General features: G+C 59.6%; 14 protein-coding genes and 7 pseudogenes. 14 read left to right on the top strand and 7 right to left on the bottom strand.

Annotated elements, in window-relative coordinates; all coding sequences use genetic code 11:
* Positions 1–48: 48 nt before the first annotated feature.
* The 5 genes from CBM2586_RS30640 to cysC all read left to right on the top strand — a co-directional run bounded on the left by CBM2586_RS30640 (position 49) and on the right by cysC (position 4,684).
* Positions 49–774 carry a sulfotransferase gene (locus CBM2586_RS30640; protein WP_081479546.1) on the top strand — a complete coding sequence of 242 codons (726 nt, stop codon included), beginning with the start codon at positions 49–51 and terminating at the stop codon, positions 772–774.
* Between the two features lie 108 nt (positions 775–882).
* Positions 883–1,476 (top strand): NodA family N-acyltransferase, encoded by a 594-nt coding sequence (locus CBM2586_RS30635; RefSeq protein WP_012354661.1) that lies wholly within the window; start codon positions 883–885, stop codon positions 1,474–1,476.
* A gap of 90 nt (positions 1,477–1,566) precedes the next feature.
* Entirely contained in the window at positions 1,567–2,190 is a 624-nt protein-coding gene (gene nodS / locus CBM2586_RS30630; RefSeq protein WP_012354660.1) for a nodulation methyltransferase NodS, read from the top strand.
* Positions 2,191–2,204: 14 nt separating this feature from the next.
* Entirely contained in the window at positions 2,205–3,926 is a 1,722-nt protein-coding gene (gene nodU / locus CBM2586_RS30625) for a nodulation protein NodU (RefSeq protein ID WP_012354659.1), read from the top strand.
* A 161-nt stretch (positions 3,927–4,087) separates the two neighbouring features.
* Positions 4,088–4,684: an adenylyl-sulfate kinase gene (gene cysC / locus CBM2586_RS30620; RefSeq protein ID WP_232348030.1), complete on the top strand. Its 597-nt coding sequence runs from the start codon at positions 4,088–4,090 to the stop codon at positions 4,682–4,684.
* A 205-nt stretch (positions 4,685–4,889) separates the two neighbouring features.
* Here cysC and CBM2586_RS30615 read toward each other — a convergent pair.
* Positions 4,890–6,226: pseudogene (locus CBM2586_RS30615) on the bottom strand (IS4 family transposase).
* An 816-nt stretch (positions 6,227–7,042) separates the two neighbouring features.
* Here CBM2586_RS30615 and CBM2586_RS30610 point away from each other — a divergent pair.
* On the top strand, positions 7,043–7,603 hold the full coding sequence (locus tag CBM2586_RS30610) for a hemerythrin domain-containing protein (protein ID WP_115671149.1): 561 nt from the start codon (positions 7,043–7,045) through the stop codon (positions 7,601–7,603).
* A 148-nt stretch (positions 7,604–7,751) separates the two neighbouring features.
* Here CBM2586_RS30610 and CBM2586_RS30605 read toward each other — a convergent pair whose 3' ends face one another.
* Positions 7,752–7,895, bottom strand: a complete 144-nt coding sequence (locus CBM2586_RS30605; RefSeq protein ID WP_198053012.1) for a hypothetical protein — start codon at positions 7,893–7,895, stop codon at positions 7,752–7,754.
* Between the two features lie 95 nt (positions 7,896–7,990).
* Between CBM2586_RS30605 and istA (CBM2586_RS30600) the strand changes: the two are divergent.
* Both istA (CBM2586_RS30600) and istB (CBM2586_RS30595) read left to right on the top strand, forming a co-directional pair.
* Positions 7,991–9,543: pseudogene (gene istA, locus CBM2586_RS30600) on the top strand (IS21-like element ISRme9 family transposase).
* Between the two features lie 57 nt (positions 9,544–9,600).
* Entirely contained in the window at positions 9,601–10,305 is a 705-nt protein-coding gene (istB, locus tag CBM2586_RS30595) for an IS21-like element ISRme9 family helper ATPase IstB (protein WP_116342723.1), read from the top strand.
* A 232-nt stretch (positions 10,306–10,537) separates the two neighbouring features.
* On the opposite strand, the pseudogene CBM2586_RS30590 reads toward istB (CBM2586_RS30595), so the two are convergent.
* Positions 10,538–10,744 (bottom strand): annotated as a pseudogene (locus tag CBM2586_RS30590) (IS110 family transposase); the annotation flags it as partial.
* A gap of 89 nt (positions 10,745–10,833) precedes the next feature.
* Here CBM2586_RS30590 and CBM2586_RS32320 point away from each other — a divergent pair.
* The 6 genes and pseudogenes from CBM2586_RS32320 to CBM2586_RS30555 form a co-directional block, all read left to right on the top strand.
* Positions 10,834–11,870, top strand: a pseudogene (locus CBM2586_RS32320) (IS3 family transposase); the annotation flags it as partial.
* Positions 11,871–11,898: 28 nt separating this feature from the next.
* Entirely contained in the window at positions 11,899–12,264 is a 366-nt protein-coding gene (locus CBM2586_RS30575; RefSeq protein WP_145987298.1) for a hypothetical protein, read from the top strand.
* A gap of 308 nt (positions 12,265–12,572) precedes the next feature.
* Positions 12,573–13,454 (top strand): WD40/YVTN/BNR-like repeat-containing protein, encoded by an 882-nt coding sequence (locus tag CBM2586_RS32315; protein WP_012354653.1) that lies wholly within the window; start codon positions 12,573–12,575, stop codon positions 13,452–13,454.
* Positions 13,420–14,918: pseudogene (gene istA, locus CBM2586_RS30565) on the top strand (IS21 family transposase). Before CBM2586_RS32315 ends, istA (CBM2586_RS30565) begins: the two are co-directional and overlap by 35 nt.
* Complete coding sequence (gene istB, locus CBM2586_RS30560) at positions 14,915–15,751, top strand: IS21-like element helper ATPase IstB (protein ID WP_012354406.1); 837 nt, start codon at positions 14,915–14,917, stop codon at positions 15,749–15,751. Before istA (CBM2586_RS30565) ends, istB (CBM2586_RS30560) begins: the two are co-directional and overlap by 4 nt.
* A gap of 127 nt (positions 15,752–15,878) precedes the next feature.
* Positions 15,879–18,923 carry a hypothetical protein gene (locus CBM2586_RS30555; RefSeq protein ID WP_240988751.1) on the top strand — a complete coding sequence of 1,015 codons (3,045 nt, stop codon included), beginning with the start codon at positions 15,879–15,881 and terminating at the stop codon, positions 18,921–18,923.
* A 347-nt stretch (positions 18,924–19,270) separates the two neighbouring features.
* Here the strand turns inward: CBM2586_RS30555 and CBM2586_RS30550 are convergent.
* The 4 genes and pseudogenes from CBM2586_RS30550 to istA (CBM2586_RS30535) all read right to left on the bottom strand — a co-directional run.
* Positions 19,271–19,615: pseudogene (locus CBM2586_RS30550) on the bottom strand (Tn3 family transposase); the annotation flags it as partial.
* Positions 19,616–19,762: 147 nt separating this feature from the next.
* Complete coding sequence (locus CBM2586_RS30545; protein ID WP_012354651.1) at positions 19,763–20,863, bottom strand: IS5 family transposase; 1,101 nt, start codon at positions 20,861–20,863, stop codon at positions 19,763–19,765.
* A 373-nt stretch (positions 20,864–21,236) separates the two neighbouring features.
* The gene (istB, locus tag CBM2586_RS30540; RefSeq protein ID WP_012354650.1) at positions 21,237–21,992 is read right to left on the bottom strand and encodes an IS21-like element ISRme9 family helper ATPase IstB; all 756 of its coding nucleotides are present in this window, start codon (positions 21,990–21,992) and stop codon (positions 21,237–21,239) included.
* Between the two features lie 7 nt (positions 21,993–21,999).
* Positions 22,000–23,553: pseudogene (gene istA, locus CBM2586_RS30535) on the bottom strand (IS21-like element ISRme9 family transposase).
* Positions 23,554–23,587: the final 34 nt, after the last annotated feature.

The following is a 23,587-nucleotide window of genomic DNA, read 5'->3' as shown; positions in this document are numbered from 1 at the left end:
CCGCCGCTAACCACTTGATGTATATCTGTGCAACTCTTTAGCGAAATCATGCCAACAGCCGCACCATTCGTAATCCTTGGGATGCCCAGAACAGGTACGCACTATCTGGAAGAATTGCTGAATTTGCATCCAAATGTGTCGAGCAACGGAGAATTGCTCAATCCGTACGATATGAACTGGCCAGATAATAGCCGACTCCTACGTAGCGATAGGGACCTTCTTGAGCTAGCTTATCAATATTACCCTACCCGCTCTGGAAAGACGGCGCTCACCCACGTTGGCTGCAAGATTAACCAACCGCAGTTCCGCGAGCGGCCAGGATTCTTTGAAACCTTGATCGGTTGGCCACATCTTCGCGCGATATTTGTCCGCAGAAATTCTCTGGAGTCGCTGCGATCCCTCGTTCAGGCAAGGACAAGTGGTCAATGGCTACAGTACGGTACGTGCCACTCCTTGGCCGTTCCACCCAACGTAACGTTGACCATCGATGAATGCGAAGCCTACTTCAGGATCGCTGACGACTTCCACACTCTCGTCGCGAATTCCTTTCAGCGAGATCGGATTATGACTATCGACTATGAGGATCTACTGCGCGATCCAGCCCCCTGCCTCGACGCAATTTGGTTCTTCCTTGGAACATCTCCGCACGCATGCTCAGTACGCACGGCCCTTCGGCGTCAGGAAATGCGACCTCTGCGAGAGACGGTATGCAACTTCGTGGAGCTAAAGCGCCATTTCAGCGGGGGGCCGCATACAAGCTATTTCGAAGCCTAGAATGGCTCAAACCATCGCACGAGCAATGCGTAGTTTTGTGCCTCAACTTAATTAATTGGTCGCCAGGTGACTGTGGTTGGCCTATTACTCTTCCAATAGGTTACTTTTATGTCGTCGCCAAAAGTTCAGTGGAAACTACGCTGGGAAAATGATCTTGAACTCTCCGACCATTTGGAATTGGCTGAGTTTTTCAAAGCGACCTACGGTCCGACAGGGCCTTTCAATGCGAAGCCGTTTAGTGGCGGTCGAAGTTGGGCAGGCGCACGGCCTGAGCTCCGCGCCATAGCTTACGATTCTCAAGGGATTGCGGCACACATGGGTGCACTTCGACGATTCATCAAGGTAAATTCAGCCGATGTGCTTGTGGCCGAACTAGGTCTATACGGAGTTCGGCCGGACCTTGAAGGATTCGGAATTAGCCATTCCATCCGCGCAATGTACCCCGTGCTTCAAGAGCTTCGCATACCGTTCGCTTTCGGGACCGTCAGGCACGAGTTGAAAACTCACTTTTCCCGATTGTGCCGACATGGACTAGGAACAATCATCGAAGGAATTCGTGTGCGCTCAACTCTCTCGAACGTCCACTTGGATTTGCCGTCTACTCGGGTAGAGGATGTCCTCGTCGTGGTTATGCCAATTAACAGTTCGTTGCAAGAATGGCCAAGCGGCGAAACAATCGAACGCAACGGACCCGAGCTATGAAGACAGTTCTACTGGATTGATTGGTAGGCGATCTTCGAGCAGAAGGAAGCCTACGTTATGGTCCACTATTAGGAACCGAAAGATTTTCCCATGCTTTCAAACCTAGAATTGCTGCGTCGTGAACTAAGTACAGATGACCCCTGGCGCCTCGACACTAATCCTTACGAACAGGAACGTCACAGACATATGCTTCGATTGTCACTCGCGCAGGGCCGAGTCACTAATGCGCTCGAAGTGGGATGTGCTGCGGGGACATTCACGGAGAAACTTTTGGACCACTGCCAACGGCTCACAGTCATAGATGTTGTTCCGCAAGCGATAGCTCGTACTCGCGAACGACTGAAGGAGCCAGCGAACACTACGTGGATCGTTTCAGACGTCAAAGAGTTCTCGACACATGACAAGTTCGATCTAATCGTGGTCGCTGAAGTTCTCTATTATTTGGATAACCTTGAAGAAATGCGTTCTACGATTCTAAATCTCGCAGGAATGCTTGCGCCGGCCGGACAGTTGGTATTCGGATCGTCACATGACGACAGTTGCCGGAGATGGGGCCACATTGCTGGTGCAGAAACTGTGCTTGCTATGCTCAGAGAAGAGTTGACTGAAGTTGAGCACGTTGAATGCAAAGGACAATTGCTCACTGAGGGTTGCTCGCTAGCACGATTTCGCAAATCTCCGGACGAATCACAACACACACGTTTACCGAGTTAGAAAGAGGAAATAGCATGCGGATCTGCGGGATCAAGCTAACGCACGACGGGGCCATCGCCGTGGTAGAAGATGGGAAATTGATTTTTTGCATCGAGCAGGAGAAGCGAGAGAACAATAAGCGCTATCAGGAAATCGAGAACCTTGAGGAAATCGCTCTCATTTTGGCGGAACATGGGCTGAACGCTGTGGATATCGACCAGTTCGTCATTGATGGCTGGGACGGAGACGTGGAGTCTAGATTCCACGTCCGTAGTGGATCTGTTCCGATGAGTCTAAAGGGCGCACCGTATGCTGAGAGCGACGCCAATCACCTCCTTGCCTCCCTTGACGGCGACGGTTTGGTGGTCGGCGAAGGTTCATTTCCGTACAAGAGTTTTCCTCATGTGTCAGGGCACGTAGCGGCCGCATACTGCACCAGCCCGTTTGCACAAAAGGAGCAACCCGCCCTTTGTCTGGTTTGGGATGGCGGCATCGTCCCAAGGCTCTACCATGTGCAGCGTGATGGGGCACGCCGCGTTGACTGCCTTTTCCCCCTCGTTGGCCATATCTATGCGGCGGCGGGTCACTACTTTGGTCCCTATAAGAAACTAGGCGGAGCAGAATGGGATCTCGGCGTGGCAGGCAAGCTCATGGCTTATATTGGGCTCGGGTCCGTCGATGAAAGTATCGTATCTGTATTTCACAGCCTTTACGACGATCACTTCGCTGGTAACAGCGAGTTGGCGCGCAGCTATCGTGCGAATATTAGGGCACCTGAAGGCTCGTTGAAACCCGTCCGTGATTTTTTCGAAGCTAGCGTGCCTCGACTTGAAGGGAAGCTTCACCAAGATGTGCTTGCCTCCTTTCACGTCTTCCTCGAGCGCCTTCTCGTTCATGAAATCGGAATGGCGCTGCAGCGTCATTCAATACAAGTTCCGCAAAACCTGTGCATTGCTGGGGGATGTGCGCTAAACATCAAATGGAATAGCGCATTACGTGAAAGTGGCTTATTCGCTGCAATATGGGTCCCTCCGTTCCCCAACGACAGCGGCTCGGCAATTGGTGCGGCTTGCTGTGCGATGGCTGCGGACCAGGGATTCATACCGTTGGAATGGTCCGTGTATAGCGGGCCTTCCGCAAAACTTGGCGTCGTCCCTCCGGGATGGACTGCGTTTCCGTGCACGATTTCGGAACTCGCCCGCATACTTGCAGATAACAAGCCAGTCATTTTTCTTGCCGGTCGTGCCGAATTGGGCCCTCGGGCTTTGGGCGGAAGAAGCATTTTGGCAGCCCCAACTTCGGCTGCAATGAAACATCTTCTGAACGATGTCAAGCATCGAGAGCATTTTCGTCCGGTGGCGCCAATATGCCTTGAGGATAAGGCAATGTCCATCTTTGAGCCTGGTACTCCGGACCCCTACATGCTTTTCGACCATCTAACGCGTAAGGAATGGCGTGACAAGATCCCTGCGGTCGTGCATCTTGACGGTACTGCTCGTTTGCAAACCATCCATAGAAGTTCTAAACATCCCGTAGCAGAGCTTTTGGTCGAATATGAGAAGCTAACAGGTATTCCTTTGCTCTGCAACACAAGCGCGAATTTCCACGGCCGAGGATTTTTCCCCGACGCTGCTTCCGCTTGTGAATGGGGGCGCGTGGAACAAGTTTGGTTCGAGGGTATTCTTTGGAGAAAGACGGAAGGAAGCAGCACAACATTGAATGTGGACGAAGCAGTAGTGCGTTCCAAAGGAGCATAGACCCGATATTGGCGACATCGCTCCCGACGTAGCTACGCGTTTCAGAGGTAGACGTTCAACTAGCTTCGCCCAATTTGCACGTGGACTTCGCAGGACGCGTTTGCAAGCCGGGCGCCCGTGTTGTTTGCAAAGTCCAATTTCACACACGTATACGAAATATGATGAGCGATGCTCGCACTCCTCACCTTTACATCTACGACTTCGGAGTCGGTCCGGAATCGAGAGCGCAACTGCTTGGTCAGGCCCCGTCCATCCTCTGGTTCACAGGCCTCTCCGGCGCAGGGAAATCGGCAATTGCCGACCGGCTTGAGGCAGCCCTGCATGCGTGCGGGCGGCTCACTTATATTCTTGATGGCGACTCAGTCAGGCGTGGCCTTTGCAAAGATCTTGGCTTTGACAAGGAGGATCGACGCGAAAATGTTCGGCGCGTGGCTGAAGTTGCCAAACTTATGGCCGACGCCGGCATCGTAGTGCTTGTATGCCTTATCTCACCCTTCCATTCCGACCGAGAGCTTGCTAGGTTAATTGCGGGGAAACATGTCTTTGCTGAAGTTTACGTTCACGCACCATTGGCCGTAGCAGAGGCTCGCGACACTAAAGGACTATATCGACTTGCCAGACGGGGGGCGATCCAAAACTTCACCGGCATTGATTCGCCATATGAAAGACCAACAAGTCCCGATATCTTCATCGACACATGCACAATGTCTATCGATGAAGGGGCCAATATGGTATTGGACTGGGTGTCTCGTCATTAAATATGTTGAGAAGGTTGGAACTTGATAGTGTGATTCCGACCCTATATCAAGCCCCTCGGGGGTTAAAAGTGTCTCGCGTCGAAGACGCAAATGCACCTCACACCCCAAAAGGAGTTTTGCGTATACGCCACCCAAGACTACCTGTGATTAAGTTTTGGCAGTGGGCGACAGAAGCCGACCTTTAGCGCATTTGGTTACACACATCTCAGTCGTCAAGTTCACGGGCGTACCGAAGACCGGCGGCGAAATCCACCACTCGCTGCAGGCCTTGCCAGATAGTCTTGACTCCGGGTTCGCCGTCGCCTTTGCGCGCCAGGAAGCAGCCGAGCATAGCGACCAAGCGCACGACCTCATTCAGACGCGGTGACGTCTTCGGCGGCTTCTTCTTGTCGAGATTGAATGCCGCGCGCCATTCATCGCGCTCGAACAGCAGCCCTGCATCCAGGTCCGGGCAAGTTCGACCCAGTCGCATCAACCGAGCGATGCGCCATGCCACCACCATGAACAGCGCCAAGGCACGCTCAAGCCGTGCCATCGATGCAAGTTGCAACGCCTCGACTCGACAGCCGTTCTTGAGCACATGAAAGAACAATTCCACCTCCCAACGCGCGCGGTACCAGTCAATAAGCTGCGCGGCCGCGTCAAGGTCGTTCACCTCGCGATTACTCAGCAGTCGCCATTCAATCGGCTTGACGCCTGCCGGCGGGTCGACCTCCCGGGCGACAATACAAGTGGCACTCACCACGCCGCCTGCAGCGTCAGGCAACGCAACACGTTGCGCCCACACCTGCTGCCGTACCGCGCGCGCCGGCTGAGCCTGACGGGCTGCCAGCGTGAAGTGAATCCTGCCCACTGGCTCACCCGCAGTTACTTGCTCCCACAGCTTGCCGCCGCCAGGCAAGGTGCGATTGTGCTGCGAGCGCAGTAGCCAATCCGCCGGGTGGCCCAACTCCTTTGCCTTGATCATCAACGCCATGATGTCCGACTCTCTGTCAGTCACATAGACGAGTCGCGTGGCAGGCAGTGCGGTCGCCTGTTCGGCAACCCGCTCATATCCTTCGGTCCAATGGTACTTTCCTTGATGCCGGGGCGAACGCCATCCGCACCCTTGGGCTCGCGCGCCCCCATGTAGGCGTCAAGCACGCCCAGCGGTTCGCGCGCTGGCGTTACCGCGTAAGTCGGGTGCAGATATAGCTCACGTTGCGCCTCATACGACAGCGGTCCCAGGCCTGCGATGGCCTGGCCGTTAAAGTCCAGCTCCGTCGTGTCTTGGATGCATAGCACCACTTCGCAAGCTCGCATCCGCTCGGCTGAACTCTGCCAATGGGGCGCCAGAATATCGCGCCAGTCCAGTTCATCCTGAGCCAGGAAGCGGTACGCCGCAGCCGTTTCCTCCCAGCCGCCGCATGCGCTGGGTATGCTTGCCGTCGGCTTCTCTGCGAGCCGCTCCGCTAGCAGCACCGCCCGCTTGTTCAGGCGCTGGTCGCCCAAGTCAATGTCCTTGAATTCCGCCGCTGCCCAACTCGTTGCCTCTCGCTGCATGTGCCGCCCAAATTGCAAGAGTGAACGACATTCCGAAAGAGTTTACAACCCCACCCGCTATGTCATTGACCGTAAACGACTTTCTGCAGAGCACCAGCCGCCAGGAGTTGTGTGTAATGAGGTGCCTTTAGCGGGGGCCTGGTCGAAGATATACCACGGCGTTCCTGCTTGCAGTAGTGTGAAAAGCAGCACGGCAACCCATTCACAACAGTAGGGTTGAGAGCTCCTACACACAATTCCGCCTGTCGAAGCAGGCCGGAAATGGTTCTGCCTTTCGCAGTTGTCAAACACCGGCCTGCCGTTTGATTTACGACAAACAGTCGCATCTATGACATTCGATGTCTAATTACATTGCGCATTGCCAAAGCGCCATGCCATTGGCATATATATTGCGATTGGATGTTTCTTGAGAGCCTGCCTTGACGACGCCTATGGTATGAGCGCCCCCCCCGGTTGAAGCCTAGCTCAGAGCCGATATTTAATATCCCCGGTGAAACTCACAAACGATATCGAAATGGCAGACATCTGTACAACTCAATCACTCCGTTCATGGGAAACGAAGCCGATAGGCTGTGTGGCGGTGTACGGCCGGTCAACGATGAGATCACGGTCATGGGGCGCAGGAATAATGCACGAGGAGAACTTGACTGCTCTAGCGCTATCCCCTTGGCATGGACACGGGTTAAACATCACGCGGACTCTGTCTTACTCGCATTTTTGGTTTTTTTAAAGCCACTGGATGTTAGCCTTTGGTAAAAAATTAAAACTTTAACCTAAATTCCAATAACAACCCCATCCCTTGGGATGGCCAACGAAATGAACAATACCATTACTGATTGGCATAATGATCATTTGTACTTCGCTCATTTACTAGACCTACTCCAAAATCAAATCGGGGCTTTTTTTGAGGGACGACATCCTAATTATCGATTGATAGCTAAAATCGTCGAGTACATGTGTGATTATGGCGATCGCATTCATCACCCTCGAGAGGATGTTGCTTTTTCTTTACTGGTGAAGCGAGATCCCGATATACAGCTCGTGGTGAATCGACTTCTACAGGAACATCTAGTGATCGCGGAAACCAGCGCCCAACTACTTGACCACTTCAAGGGCGCCGAATGGGACGTTATAACGCCTAGAGACGTGTTAGTGGCGCAAGCGGCAGTATATCTTGCTTACTATCGCAATCATCTATCTTCCGAGGAAAAGCTAGTCATGCCACGAACAGGGGAGATGCTGACTGCAGAGGATTGGGCCAAAGTCGGTGCCGCCGTCGTTCCGGAGAGCGTTCATCCAGTATGTGGGATAAGTCTTCAGGAGCATTTCGCGACATTGCGCAAGCAAATACATGATGAGGAGCAGTTGGATCGGTGAACTGAATACCGGCGACCCTTTTTCCAAGTCACAAGCGGCATACAAGTTGACACCTTTGACCTCTAATGAGCGATACGTTGTGAAAGCGTTTCGATCAATTAGACTGCGTATTTCGGGGCGCTTGATCAGCGATTTCGGGGGAACGTGATCACCTGTTTCGGCGGGAAGCTGCTCGCTGGTTTCGGCGGAACGTGATCACTTCGACGACGCTGCCGAAATCGGTGATCACGATCCCGAAACGAGTGATCACGTTGCCGAAATAGGTGATCAAGCAGCCGAAACGGGTGATCACGCACCGTAATGGGGCCGGGCAAGGGCTGGGGTGGGACTGCGCATGGACTAGAACGCCGGCGATACGCTGCTTCCTTTTTGCAAGGAAGCAAGCTGATGCCGGCCAACCGGATGACCATGCGCAAGATCAAGGAAGTGCTTCGCCTGAAATGGGCGTGTGGCCTTTCGCACCGGCAGATCGCTAGGGCGACGGGTGTGAGTGTTGGTGCCGTTTCGCAGTACGCGCGATGGCGAAGGCAGCGGGGCTGGATTGGGCGCAGGCGGATAGCCTGAACGAGGATACGCTGGAGCAGCGGCTGTTCGGCGCACAGAAGCCGGCCAACAGCCCGGGCGGACGGGTGACGCCGGACTTCCCCTACCTGCACCGCGAGCTGCGCCGCAAGGGCGTGACACTGCAGTTGCTGTGGGAGGAATACCTGGACGCGAATCCCGGGGTCCCCATTTACCAATACACGCAGTTCTGCTGCCGTTACCGGGACTGGGCAGCGACACTCAAGCGGTCCATGCGCCAGCAGCACCGCGCCGGCGAGAAGCTGTTTGCGGACTTCGCAGGTCAGATGGTGCCGATTCTGGACCCGGAAGGCGGCCTTGCGTTTGAAGCCAGCATCTTCGTCGCTGTGCTTGGCGCGTCGAATTACACATACGCGTGCGCCACCCGGGGGCAGACCACCGCCGACTGGATCGGGGGAATGGTCTGTGCGATGGAATTCGCCGGCGGCGTGCCTGAGCTGCTTGTGCCGGACAACCCGCGCGCGCTGGTGGCTCGCCCTGACCGATACGAGCCAGTGCTGTCCCGAACTGCAGAAGACTTCGTTCATCACTACGGCACGGCCATGCTGCCGGCACGGCCGCGCAAACCGCAAGACAAGGCCAAGGTCGAGACCGGCGTGCTGATCGTCGAGCGGTGGATCCTGGCGCGGCTGCGCAACCATCGCTTTTACAGCTTGGGCGAGCTCAACAAGGCCATCAAGAAGCTCGTCGCCGACCTGAATGACCGACCGTTCAAGAAGCTGCCTGGCACGCGCCGGGAGTGGTTCGAGCGGTTGGACCGGCCAGTGTTGCGACCGCTGCCGCCGCGGCGCTACGAAGTTGCAACGTTCAAACAATGCCGCGTCAACGTCGACTACCACGTCGAGATCGACGGTCACTACTACAGCGTGCCGCATGCCCTGGTGCGAAAGGCGGTCGAGGCTCGCGTAACCCGCCACACCATCGAGATCCTGTACGGTGGCAAACGGGTGGCGCTGCACGCGCGCAATACCCGCAAGGGCAGCCACAGCACGGTCAAGGAACACATGCCGGTGGCCCACCGCGCGCACCTCGAATGGACGCCCGGCCGGCTGCTCAACTGGGCAGCCTCGATTGGGCCCAACGTCGCCGTCATCGTCGAATACCAGCTCACCCACAAGAGCCATCCCGAGATGGGCTATCGCGCCTGCCTGGGTCTGCTGAGTCTGGCCAAGAAGTACAGCAAGGAGCGGCTCGAAGCCGCTTGCGCTCGCGCCGTCGCCATTGGCTCGCTCACGCGTAAGTCTGTGGTCTCCATCCTTGAAAACCATCTGGACCGGCAAGCCACTCTGCCGGTATCGCAAACCGAGTGGCATTCCCCCATGCACGACAACGTGCGCGGACCCGACTACTACCATTAGGAAAACTATGCTGATGCAACACACCGTCGGCCAGCTCAAGGCCTCAAGCTCGACGGGATGGCGCGGGCCTTCGAGGAACAGTCTGCCCTGACCGCCAGTTCCAGCCTGCCGTTCGAAGAACGCTTCTCCATGCTGGTCGACCGGGAGATTGCTTGGCGCGACACCAGGCGCCTGGAGCGGCTGCTGCGCTCGGCCAAGCTCAAGCACACCCAGGCATGCCTCGAGGATGTGGTCTATGACGGCAGTCGCGGCCTTGATCAGCGGCTGGTCGCTACCCTGGCCAGTTGCGACTGGATCCGCAACGCTCAGAGCCTCATCCTGACCGGGGCGACCGGTGCCGGCAAGTCCTGGTTGGCCTGTGCGTTTGCTCAGCAGGCCTGTCGACAGGGATTCTCTGCTCTCTATCTGCGGGTGCCTCGACTGTTCGAGGAACTGCAGATCGCCCACGGCGACGGGAGCTTTACGCGCCGCCTGGCGCAACTCGCACGCATCGATGTTCTGGTGCTGGACGACTGGGGCCTACAGGAGCCTTCTGAAAGCGCTCGCGGCGATCTGCTGGAAGTTCTGGACGACCGCGTCGGTACCCGCTCGACCATCGTGACAAGCCAGCTCCCGATCGAGCATTGGCACCAGTGGTTGAATGATCCGACGCTGGCTGACGCCATCCTGGACCGGCTGGTCCACCAGGCGCACAAGGTGGCGCTCAAAGGCGAATCCATGCGCAAGCGCACGGCAACCGACGCCAAGAAACGGGCATCGTGATCACCTACGCTACAATCTCCTGACCGCGCAGTACCACCTTCCTTCCCTGATCACGTTCGCCGAAACCGCTGATCACCTTCACCGAAATCCGCACCCAGCTGATTATCGAGCCTTGCGGCTCACGTTCCCTATCGGGTCTTCCTCGTCCCGGTCCAACCTGTTAGCCATCATGCGATCATTGCTTGCGCTCCTTGAGAAGGGTTGATCAGTCCTGGTGTATCCGCTTGGGAGGCTATGATGCAGCTATGGGCAGGTGTGCCTCATATCTCCCTTGCCTGGCCAATACTGCCCAGATGGTCCTGGCGAGTTTGTTAGCTACCGCAGCGACCGCGACGTTGAAGGGACGTCGCTTGAGCAATTCGTCGAGCCAGGCGGTTCCCGCACCTCGAGTGACCACGGATCTGGCGCCGTGTATGAGCAAGGTGCGGAGATAGGTGTCACAGGTGGCGGCGGAAATTCGGACAGTCGGTTAAGTGGAAGAGCTGGGGCCTGAGCCGGCCATAATGGCGGGCATAAAGGATCCAGAAGATGACGAAACGAAGCAGACGGACCCACTCGGCAACCTTCAAGGCCAAGGTGGCCATGGCCGCGCTCAAGGGCGACAAGACGCTGGCGGAATTGGCCCAGCAGTATGACGTGCACCCGAGCCAGATCACGGAGTGGAAGCAACAGTTGGCGGAGCACGCCGCGGACGTGTTCGGCGGCGGCAAAACCAAGACTGCGGCCGAGCCGCCGGTGGACGTGAAGGCGCTGCATGCAAAGATAGGCCAATTGACACTGGAGAACGATTTTTTAGAGCACGCGCTCGGCAAGGCGGGATTGCTGAGCGGAAAGCGATGATTGACCGCGATCACCCGCTGCCGGTGAGCCGCCAGGTCAAGCTGGTCGACATTTCCCGATCGAGCGTCTACTACCAGCCGCGTCCAATCAGCGACGCGGATCTGAGGCTGATGCGCCGGATCGACGAACTGCATCTGGAGCATCCCTTCGCGGGCGCACGCATGCTGGCCCGCCTGTTGCGACGGGAGAGCATCCCGGTCGGCCGCCGGCACGTGCGCACGCTGATGAAGCGCATGGGCATCGAGGCGCTGTACCGTCGCCCCAACACGAGCCGCAAGCATGCGGCGCACAAGATCTGGCCATACCTACTGCGCGACCGGACGATCGATCGCGCCAACCAGGTGTGGGCGCTGGACACGAGCTACATTCCGATGGCGCGGGGCTTCGTGTATCTGATGGCGGTGGTGGACTGGGCGAGCCGCAAAGTACTGGCCCACCGGGTGGCGATCACTCTGGAGAGCTGCCATGCTGTCGAGGCGCTGGAGGAGGCCTTTGCGAAATACGGCACGCCGGAGATCGTCAACACCGACCAGGGCAGCCAGTTCACCGCGACGGGGTTCACAGACGCTGTGCTCGACCGCGGCATCCGACTGTCGATGGACGGCAAGGGCAGTTGGCGCGACAACGTGTTCGTCGAACGCCTTTGGCGCAGCGTCAAATACGAGGAGGTCTACCTGAAAGCCTACGACTCGGTCAGCCATGCGCGCCGCTCTATCGCTAACTGGCCTCGACGTGGAGCGCCTACGACATCTCGTGAACCCTGCTGTCTTCCACAAGGTGCAGGCGAACCGCATCGTGCCCCGTGATCCGGCGCTGACTCCACAGCGCCTGCGGCAGGTGCTCGTCCTGCCTTCGGCGCAGGCAACTTTGCCCGCGGATCTCCAGGAAGCCCTCCAGCGCGACGCTCGCACTGGAGGGCTTGAGCAGATGCGCGTGGTCGCCCAGGGGGTCGAAAGCGCGCGGGAGCACCCTCAGCGCACCGTGGTGATCGAAGGCATGCAACCTGGGCTTACCTATGGCGTGCGCGTCGTGCACGAGCGCGATGCCGAAACCATGACGGCGGCGGAGAACGTATGCCGAGTACCGGTCTGCCCTGCCGATTTCGTGCAGCCGAGGTAAGGGCGGCTTGTCGAAGACATAAAGGGGTTCGCGTCTGTCACCAGGCGCCCTGCGGTCAAGCAATCCGCGGTAAAAATCGCAACGTAAATGGGGGAGGCGATCATGCGTGAAGGTCAGTCTGCTGCCGCCTTGCAGGGGAGCGAACAACAAAGAAGACATGTGCGGTGTAGCCCATTCAGGCAGCGTGTGCGGAGGGCGATTGCCGCCTTCGGCGTTGCATTGATCGCAGGGCTCCCCTGTGGCCCAAGCGCAGGTCAATTGGCGGATCGACAACATCAGCCCACTCAATTCGGACCGCCACACGTCCGATGCAAACAGTGCTAGCGGGGGGGCGCGTCAACAAACTTGGCGCGCATCCCACCAACAACCAGATCTACTTTGCGGCCAGCGAATGGGGCGGCCTGTATCGAACGACCGACGGCGGGCGCAACTGGGTATATGTTCCCGGGCACCGCGCGCAGGCAGTCTGGGATGTGAAGTTCAGTCCGAATAATCCCACGATCCTCGTTGCTACCTCGCGGTTCGACGGCAAGACGACCCCGGACTCCGGGATCAGCGTCAGTCGGGACGGCGGCACCACGTGGACAGTTCCTCCCACCGCGCGCCCCAGTGCGAGTGATTGCCGATTCGCAGTGGACAGGACGGAGCCCGAGGCTTTCGGTATTGCGTTTGACCCCGCGAATGCGAACACGATTTACGTGGGCACAAGCTGCGGTCTGGCGACCAGCACCGATGCTGGCGTCACGTGGCGCTACATTGATCCCACGCCAGCCTATGGGGGCATGCGAGTGTGGAGCGTCATCGTCCACCACGGTGTTGTCGACATCTGCGGTGACGAGGGGCACCTGCGCTCCACCGACAATGCGGCCACCTTCATTGGTGGTGGTGCAGAGCCGGCAGGCTTATGTTCACTGGCAGCCTCTCCCGACGAAGGCAACGTGATTTTCCTCTCGGTCGGCACGCAAATCTTCGAGAGCCGGGACGGCGGCGCGACCTGGCTGGGCGGCGACAATCATTTTGTCCGGCGTAGCGACAAACATCTTGGCCGGTGGCGGGAACTCGGAGGCGGCGTAGCCGCCGGAGAGTTTCCGCCACCGGCGGCGCCGAGTTGGCCGGGTTCTACGATGGCTGATCGCATCAATAAGCGGTCAGTCCATGTCTGGAACCCGTATTACCGACCAACAGGTTAGCCTCTACATGTCCAAACGCAAACAGCATACCCAGGAGATTGCCGCTGCCAAGGCCGGCATCAGTGTGCGCAGTGCCCGGCGTATCGAACGTGATAGCCAACTGCCTTCGCAGAAGCCCCGCCGTTACTGGCGCTCGCGGCCCGATCCATTCGTCGAGGTCTGGGACACCGAGGTCGTGCCGATGCTTGCTAGCGAGCCGCGCCTGCAAGCCATCACCATTCTGCGCAAGCTCCAGGACGACCATCCCGACCAATACCCTGACAGCATGCGCCGCACGCTCGAACGGCGCATCAGCAAGTGGCGGGCTGTGTCTGGACCGGCCAAAGAAGTCTTCTTCCCACAGGAACACGCGCCGGGGATCCGGGCACTGTCGGACTTCACCGATATGCAGGCGCTGGGCATCACCATCTCCGGCGTTCCATTCCCTCACCGCCTGTATCACTTCGTGTTCGCGTTCTCGCGCTGGGAGTACGCCCAAGTGGTTGAAGGCGGAGAGAGCTTCGAGGCGCTGTCCTCGGGCTTGCAGAACGCGCTCTGGCAGGCCGGCGGCTGCCCGCGAGAACATCGCACCGACAGCCTCTCGGCGGCGTTCAAGAACCTGAAGGAGCAGGAGGACTTCACAACGCGCTACGAAGCCCTGCTGGACCACTATGGGATGACCGGCACCCGTAACAACCGCGGCCTGGGCCACGAGAACGGCAGTGTGGAATCATCCCACCGCTATCTGAAGGAGGCTGTCGACCAGGCACTGATGCTGCGCGGCCACCGGGACTTCGAGGATCGAGCCGCCTATGAGGCGCTCCTGCGCGAGGTCGTGATGCGTCGTAACCGGCGTCATGCAGCGGCGTTCCGTCTCGAGCGCGAGCAGTTGACGGACCTGCCTCCCCGGCGCACGACGGACTTTGCCGAAGAGGAAGCGCGTGTCACCCGTTGCAGCACATTCACCGTGCGCGGCATCCTCTACAGCGCGCCGTCCCGCCTGATTGGTCACCGTCTGAAGGTGCGTGTGTACGGCGACCGACTGGACTGCTACCTGTCCGGAGCCATGGTGTTCAGCACTCCTCGGGGCTCCCACGCCGCGCACAGCACCCGCCGCGCTATCGACTATCGGCACTTCATTGAGGGCTCAAACGTAAGCCGCAGGCCTTCAAGGGCCTGGCGTTCCGGGACGATCTGTTCCCTCGGGAGGCCTATCGGCGAACCTGGGAGCAGCTTGATGCCCGGCTGTCGCAACGCGACGCGTGCAAGACGATGGTTGGCCTGCTTGAGCTGGCGGCCATGGACGGTATCGAAGCCGTGCTGGCCGTGCGCCTGGAAGCCATGTTGGGCGATGGTGATCTGCCGGATCTGGAAGCGCTGCGCGAGGAGTTCTCGCCGCGGCAAGCCGATCACCCCGTCATCCATGTCCAGATGCCGGCGACCAGTTGCTACGACGCCCTGCTGGGCCAGGGGGTCGCAGCATGAACGCGCCGCTCCCAATTGATGCCGCCCGCCTGACGTTGATGCTCAACGAACTGCGCCTGCCCACCATTGGCCGGCTCTGGCCAGAGTTCGCACAGCGCGCCGACAAGGAAAGCTGGCAGGCAACCCGGCTGCTTGGCGCCTTGCTCGAACACGAACTGGCCGAACGGGCCAAGCGGCGTATCGAACGACACCGAACCGAATCCCGCCTGGATCCAACCAAGACGCTGGCTGCCTTCGACTTCAGTGCTGTGCCCATGGTCTCCAAGGCGCACGTGATGGCACTGGCGAGCGGTGATTCCTGGCTGGAGAAAGGTGCCAATGTGTTGATCTTCGGCCCGCCGGGCGGTGGGAAGAGCCACCTCGGATCGGCCATCGGGCATGCCCTGATCGACGCTGGGTACAGGGTACTGTTCACGCGTACCAGCGAGATCGTCCAGAAGCTGCAGGCAGCCAGGCAGAGCCTGCAGTTACCTGCAGCCCTGGCCAAGCTCGACCGCTTTGACCTGATCATCCTGGACGACCTGTCGTACGCCCGCAAGGACCAGGCCGAAACCAGTGTCCTATTCGAACTGATCGCCGAGCGCTATGAGCGGCGCAGTCTGCTGATCACGGCCAACCAGCCGTTCTCAGGCTGGGACAACGTGTTCCCTGACCCCGGCATGACCATCGCCGCGATTGACCGACTCGTCCACCATTCGACGATCTTTGAAATGAACGTCGAAAGCTACCGTCGGCGCACCGCAAGCGACAAGCAGTCTGCTCGCCGACGACAATCATCCAGCGACAACGACAATCACCGCGACATCGATAACGGAGCGACAACCATGACCTAACACTCACCGACAATCATCCCGGCCAACCGGCCAAAATGATTGTCGCTGGACCGGCCGTCCTGCTTGACGCTATCTAACCTGGCCCACACAATTCTCCAACCCCGGCCCCCAGGGGCGCATCCCGTTCGTGAAGGTGAACGATCGCGACGGGCGCGCTTTCGATCTGTGGTTCGGAGACACTCAACTCTATCGAGCGGCCTGCGCGACGCCAACGAACACAGCGTCGACGGCGGCTCGTTGTCCCGCCAGTTCGGCGTGGGCAGCCGCGCAGACCGGGGCGCACTGGGACGTTGGTGACATTGCCTTCAATACGGCCAGCGGCCTCAACGCGTGCCCCGCCCTGTTCTCCAACGACGGCGGCATCTACTTCAACCAGCGCACGGGGGCAGACTGCCACGACCCGCGCTGGCAGCAGCAAACGACGACCGTCACCGCGCTATGGCTCTGGTCGATGGCCGGCAATGAACGCGCAGCGCAGGGCGAGAAAGGCGTCTACATCGGCCAGCAGGACTCTGGTGGCTTTGGCACGCGCGACGGCGGAAAAGCGACGCGGGACTGGAACAGCCCGACATGTTGCGATGTCTTTGATGTAGAAGCCGAAGCCGGTCGGGTGGTCTACACCGTCTGTCGCTTCAACGTGGCGCCCGCCACGCGCATGTTCCTCGACGGCGACGCGATGAGCAGCGGCACTGAAATCCAAACCTATCCGGCCGGCAGCCTCACAGGATTCAAGGACAACCGATCCCTGGTGAACTACGCCAGCAACAGCTATGCGGTGGTCACCAGCAGCGGTGTTTTTTTCACCTCCAACATCTCGAGCAATACGGTGACCTGGCGCACGCTGGGCACGGGCGCGCCAGCCAACGCCTGCGGCATCAACGTGTCCAGGCGCAACGATGGCACCTCGGTGTTCTACCTGCGCGCGGGCATCGGAGCGTGCAACCTGGGCGGCACGGGGTCGCTCTGGCGACACGAAGGTGCGACTTCGATCGGCGCCTGGGTGCAGGTGGCCCGCAATGGCAATAGTCAGTTCGGTGCGTTCGGGGTCGACCGTTCCGACTTCAACCACATCATCGCCAACGACCTTTCGGGGGCCTCACCCTCGATGGTGCGCACGATCGACGGTGGCGCCAATTGGGCAGTCGTTCCCGGCATCGACACACTGCTGACGGGCAACGGCGCATTCCTGGCCCGCGTCCAGCAGGGGTTTGGTGCGTTCGGTACCGGTAATGGCTATCCGCAGGCCTCGCTGGTTGCGATCAACCCGCGCAACCGCAGCGTGATCCTCATTGGTGGGCAAGACTCGGGCCTGTACCTGAGCGCAAATGGGGGAACGAGTTGGACGCCACTTACCGATCCAGTCAGCAACTCGACGCTGCGCCCACACATTTCCCGGCCGCTGTTTGCGCACTTTGAATCGCTAGGTAATGAACGGATGAATGTCTATGTCGGCGCGCGCGGCCGCGGCGTCTGGCGGGTGGGCGTGGACATCGAGAGCCGTTGGGCGGGCGCAATCTGGCGCTCGACCGGAGCCCCCTGCGTCGGCGACAGCTGCCCCGGATGGCAGATGCTGGATAACAACATCCGCACCGTGCAGATCGCCGCTGGCGGCGAGCGTCTCTACCAGTTGCACCTCGATGGCCGCATCTGGCGCTCGAACGGAACACCTTGCAACGTCGACAGCTGCCCCGGCTGGCAGATGTTCGATAATAACCCGAAGACGGTGGCGATCGCGGCCGGTGGCGCGGATCTCTATCAACTGCACAACGATGGCCGGATCTGGCGATCTACTGGCGTCGCGTGCTCGGGAGAAAACTGTCCGGGCTGGCAGCGGCTGGACAACAACCCGGCCACTGTAGCCATCGCCGCCAACGGCAACAAGCTCTACCAGCTCCACCGGGACGGCCGCATCTGGGAATGGACCGGCAGTCCGTGCAGAGGTGACAGTTGCCCGCACTGGCGCATGCTCGACAACAACCCGGCCACCGTGGCCATCCGGACCGCGGACGGTATGCTGTATCAGATGCATTTCAACGGCCGGATCTGGCGTTCGACGGGCCAAGCCTGTGCTGGCCAGAGTTGTCCGGGCTGGGTGCAGCTTGACAACAACCCCGCCACGGTCGACTTCAGTGCCAACGCAGGTGGCCTGTTCCAGCGGCACCGCAACGGATGGATCTGGCGCTCGAACGGCGCCGCATGCTCCGGTCAAAATTGCCCGGGCTGGGTGAGGATGGACAACAACCTCCATTCCACCGCTATTGCAGGCGGTGTCTACCAGATGCACCATGACGGACGCGTCTGGAGGTTCACCGGCTCGCCTTGCGCCGGCGAAGCTTGTCGAGGCTGGGACATGCTGGACAACAACCCGCGTACAAAGCTGGTGGCGGCAGCAGATGGCGAGAACGCCCTGCTGTATCAACTCCATGCGCCCAAACTGTTCCAACTGCATAACGACGGCGCGATATGGCAGTCAATCGGCGGGGCTTGCACCGGTGAGTCTTGTCCGTCATGGCAACGGCTTGACAACAATCCGAACACGAAGGCACTTGCCGCGAGCGGTGGCAGGTTGTATCAGCTGCACCGCGACGACCGCATCTGGCGATCGATCGGCCGACCCTGCACTGATGACATTTGTCTTGGCTGGGAGTTGCTCGACAACAACCCGAGCACGACCAAGATCGTCTCGTCTGCGGGCCAGCTCTTCCAGTTGCACAGCAACGGACAGGTGTGGCGCTTCACTGGCCAGGCCTGCAGCGGCGAGAGCTGTCCCGGCTGGGTGCGTCTCGATCAGAATTCGGCTACGCGCGACATTGTGGCGGGTGGTGGGCAGCTGTACCAACTGCACGACAACGGTCGGATTTGGCGTTGGACCGGCGTCAACTGCACGGGCGAGTCTTGTCCCGGTTGGATCATGCTCGACAACAACCCGCAAACCAGAAAGCTCGTCGCGGCTGGCGGACTGCTGCATCAGCTGCACGACAATGGTCGGATCTGGACGCACACCGGCGTACGGTGTTCCGGGCCGTCGTGCCCAGGATGGCAAATGATGGACAATGACCCGCGCACGGTCGACATAGTTGTATCAGCGTCACGACGATGGGCGAATCTGAGAGTCCACCGGCCAGAAATGCGCAGTTCAATCGTGTCCTGGATGGCGGCTGATGGACAATAATGGACACGCGCAAACGATTGCAGGTGCAGCTGGTGTGCTGTACCAGTTGCATGACGATGGAGCCATCTGGCGCAGCGATGGCAAGCCATGCAACGGACAGAGCTGTCCTGGCTGGGCGCGGCTTGACAACAACCCTAGAACTGGGACGATCCTCTCGGCTGAGGACTGAGCTAACACACCGAGGGGAGAAGGTTGTCGCGATAAGGAGGTAGTGCCAGCCGGGAGTCGCGGGGGTGCTAGGATTATGCGGCCAGCGAGCAAAGTTGCTCGGCAGCGGTCCGGGGTCCGGTCGTCTGCCCCCGTTTTGGCGCGGTCTCCATCAACCACTGCGCAAATCCATTGAACTATTCGCTCTTGTTCGTTGCGGCATGAATGGTGCGACGGAGTTCCGGGTCGTCCAGGTACTTCAGCAAGAACACCGTGCGGATGACGCGGCCCAGCTCCCGGAACGCAAAGTATAGCTTATTCTTCGTACTCTCCGAACCCAGCCGGCGCAGGATGGTCGACGGCGGCATCTTGCCGGCCTTGATCGAGACGGCAACCCGCATCATGTCGGGGTAGTGTCGTTGGATCAGGTCCCAGTCGATGGACCGGCGGCACAGGCGCTCGATATGGTCGTATCGGCGTCGTCGGTCCGCCTTGTACAGCACAAGGTTCTTGATATTGCGCATGCGAGGTATCAGGTTGATGCCTCTAGCAGGCTGCTGAAGTACTCATCGCGCTAGCGATGAGTTTTTCCCCGCAAGGCGGGGAGCGCTGTTTTTCACAATCCGGAAGCCGGACGTCACTGCCTCGGCTTTTTCCGCGTTTTGGCGCCCATTCCGGCCTCATTAGCGCGATTACTGCAACTGCGGACGGATTTGTCCCAGCGAGCGCATGCGCACGAGGTGGTAGGCGGCCATGCTCAGCACAAACATCTGATCGACTTTCTTCAGACCGCGCACCATCACCTGACGCATGCGCCCCACGGTCTTGACCCACCCGAAGCCCTGTTCGATCAGCTTGCGCTTTTGTTGCGAGACGGCATAACCGGCGCTGGAAGCAATGGCATCAGGAACGGCCGAGCGACGACCCGATGTGTTCTGCGCCACGTGGGGCGTCACCTTCATTTCCAGGCAGGCCTCAATGAACTCGTGCGCGTCATAGCCCTTGTCCGCGCCCACGGTGACTTCCACATTCAGGTCTTCAATCACCTGCCTGGCATCGTTAAGCATGACCTTTGCGGCCTCCCGCTCGGCGTGTCCGTCCGCCTTGGTCACCATGGCGCTAACCACCAGGCCATGGCGGTTGTCGCTCAGGGTATGACCCATGTAGCGCAGCTCACTGGATGTCTTGCCCTTGCGGTAGAGCTTGGCATCGGGATCGGTCTTGGATTCGTGTGTCTCGTTGCTGCGCTTGCGACCTTTGAAGCTGCCGCCGGCGTCATCGTCTTGGTCGTCGCCATCCTTGCGCACGAAGCTCTTGTGGCCTGCCCACGCCTGTATCAGCGTGCCGTCCACGCTGAAGTGCTCACCCGACAGCCAGTTCTTCTTCTGCGCGATGGCCAGCACCTCGTTGAAAAACTGGATCACCGCATCATGCTTGATCAGTCGCTCGCGGTTCTTGGTGAAGACCGTGGGCACCCAAACTGAGTCGTCCATCGACAGCCCGATGAACCAGCGAAACAGCAGGTTGTATTGCGTCTGCTCCATGAGCTGGCGCTCAGAGCGAATGCTGTAGAGCACCTGCAGCAGCATGGCCCGCAGCAACTTCTCCGGCGCGATACTGGGGCGGCCACCCTTGATATCGGCCTCGTACATCTGCGCGAACAGCCGGTCCATCTTCACCAGCGCCTGGTTGGCCATAGTCCGGATCGAGCGCAGCGGATGGGACTGCGGCACGAAATCCTCCAGCCTCCGCATAGTGAACAAGCTTCCCGTGAAGGTATCTGCGCCGCGCATGAATGTGGGATTGGATGGGATCCTCAAAGCAACGCTTCAGCCAGTCGTCGCGCTGACGTCCGCTGGAGGTATTTCAGCGGCCTGTTAGGGCCGAAAAGCGTGTCGGGACGTCTCCGCATCCCGCCGCGGCGATTCTTTTTGCTTCTCGGTGCTTTGGTCGTGTGGCGATGGAGAAGCGAATTCGAGCAGCGCCAATGAACCCCTCGGAAGACGTTGACCCCTCGGGTTTCATGACACGGATGGTCGCTGATAGCGCATACCCTGATGACTTGGTCTAATTTGCGGATTTCGGTGAAGGTGATCAGCGGTTTCGGCGAACGTGATCAGGGAAGGAAGGTGGTACTGCGCGGTCAGGAGATTGTAGCGTAGGTGATCACGATGCCCGTTTCTTGGCGTCGGTTGCCGTGCGCTTGCGCATGGATTCGCCTTTGAGCGCCACCTTGTGCGCCTGGTGGACCAGCCGGTCCAGGATGGCGTCAGCCAGCGTCGGATCATTCAACCACTGGTGCCAATGCTCGATCGGGAGCTGGCTTGTCACGATGGTCGAGCGGGTACCGACGCGGTCGTCCAGAACTTCCAGCAGATCGCCGCGAGCGCTTTCAGAAGGCTCCTGTAGGCCCCAGTCGTCCAGCACCAGAACATCGATGCGTGCGAGTTGCGCCAGGCGGCGCGTAAAGCTCCCGTCGCCGTGGGCGATCTGCAGTTCCTCGAACAGTCGAGGCACCCGCAGATAGAGAGCAGAGAATCCCTGTCGACAGGCCTGCTGAGCAAACGCACAGGCCAACCAGGACTTGCCGGCACCGGTCGCCCCGGTCAGGATGAGGCTCTGAGCGTTGCGGATCCAGTCGCAACTGGCCAGGGTAGCGACCAGCCGCTGATCAAGGCCGCGACTGCCGTCATAGACCACATCCTCGAGGCATGCCTGGGTGTGCTTGAGCTTGGCCGAGCGCAGCAGCCGCTCCAGGCGCCTGGTGTCGCGCCAAGCAATCTCCCGGTCGACCAGCATGGAGAAGCGTTCTTCGAACGGCAGGCTGGAACTGGCGGTCAGGGCAGACTGTTCCTCGAAGGCCCGCGCCATCCCGTCGAGCTTGAGGGCCTTGAGCTGGCCGACGGTGTGTTGCATCAGCATAGTTTTCCTAATGGTAGTAGTCGGGTCCGCGCACGTTGTCGTGCATGGGGGAATGCCACTCGGTTTGCGATACCGGCAGAGTGGCTTGCCGGTCCAGATGGTTTTCAAGGATGGAGACCACAGACTTACGCGTGAGCGAGCCAATGGCGACGGCGCGAGCGCAAGCGGCTTCGAGCCGCTCCTTGCTGTACTTCTTGGCCAGACTCAGCAGACCCAGGCAGGCGCGATAGCCCATCTCGGGATGGCTCTTGTGGGTGAGCTGGTATTCGACGATGACGGCGACGTTGGGCCCAATCGAGGCTGCCCAGTTGAGCAGCCGGCCGGGCGTCCATTCGAGGTGCGCGCGGTGGGCCACCGGCATGTGTTCCTTGACCGTGCTGTGGCTGCCCTTGCGGGTATTGCGCGCGTGCAGCGCCACCCGTTTGCCACCGTACAGGATCTCGATGGTGTGGCGGGTTACGCGAGCCTCGACCGCCTTTCGCACCAGGGCATGCGGCACGCTGTAGTAGTGACCGTCGATCTCGACGTGGTAGTCGACGTTGACGCGGCATTGTTTGAACGTTGCAACTTCGTAGCGCCGCGGCGGCAGCGGTCGCAACACTGGCCGGTCCAACCGCTCGAACCACTCCCGGCGCGTGCCAGGCAGCTTCTTGAACGGTCGGTCATTCAGGTCGGCGACGAGCTTCTTGATGGCCTTGTTGAGCTCGCCCAAGCTGTAAAAGCGATGGTTGCGCAGCCGCGCCAGGATCCACCGCTCGACGATCAGCACGCCGGTCTCGACCTTGGCCTTGTCTTGCGGTTTGCGCGGCCGTGCCGGCAGCATGGCCGTGCCGTAGTGATGAACGAAGTCTTCTGCAGTTCGGGACAGCACTGGCTCGTATCGGTCAGGGCGAGCCACCAGCGCGCGCGGGTTGTCCGGCACAAGCAGCTCAGGCACGCCGCCGGCGAATTCCATCGCACAGACCATTGCCCCCGATCCAGTCGGCGGTGGTCTGCCCCCGGGTGGCGCACGCGTATGTGTAATTCGACGCGCCAAGCACAGCGACGAAGATGCTGGCTTCAAACGCAAGGCCGCCTTCCGGGTCCAGAATCGGCACCATCTGACCTGCGAAGTCCGCAAACAGCTTCTCGCCGGCGCGGTGCTGCTGGCGCATGGACCGCTTGAGTGTCGCTGCCCAGTCCCGGTAACGGCAGCAGAACTGCGTGTATTGGTAAATGGGGACCCCGGGATTCGCGTCCAGGTATTCCTCCCACAGCAACTGCAGTGTCACGCCCTTGCGGCGCAGCTCGCGGTGCAGGTAGGGGAAGTCCGGCGTCACCCGTCCGCCCGGGCTGTTGGCCGGCTTCTGTGCGCCGAACAGCCGCTGCTCCAGCGTATCCTCGTTCAGGCTATCCGCCTGCGCCCAATCCAGCCCCGCTGCCTTCGCCATCGCGCGTACTGCGAAACGGCACCAACACTCACACCCGTCGCCCTAGCGATCTGCCGGTGCGAAAGGCCACACGCCCATTTCAGGCGAAGCACTTCCTTGATCTTGCGCATGGTCATCCGGTTGGCCGGCATCAGCTTGCTTCCTTGCAAAAAGGAAGCAGCGTAT

The sequence above is a fragment of the Cupriavidus taiwanensis genome (genome assembly GCF_900250115.1).
In the GTDB taxonomy this organism is placed as follows: Bacteria; Pseudomonadota; Gammaproteobacteria; order Burkholderiales; family Burkholderiaceae; genus Cupriavidus; species Cupriavidus taiwanensis_B.
Note: the sequence above shows the minus strand (reverse complement) of the source record. Positions and strands in the feature narration are given on the sequence as shown.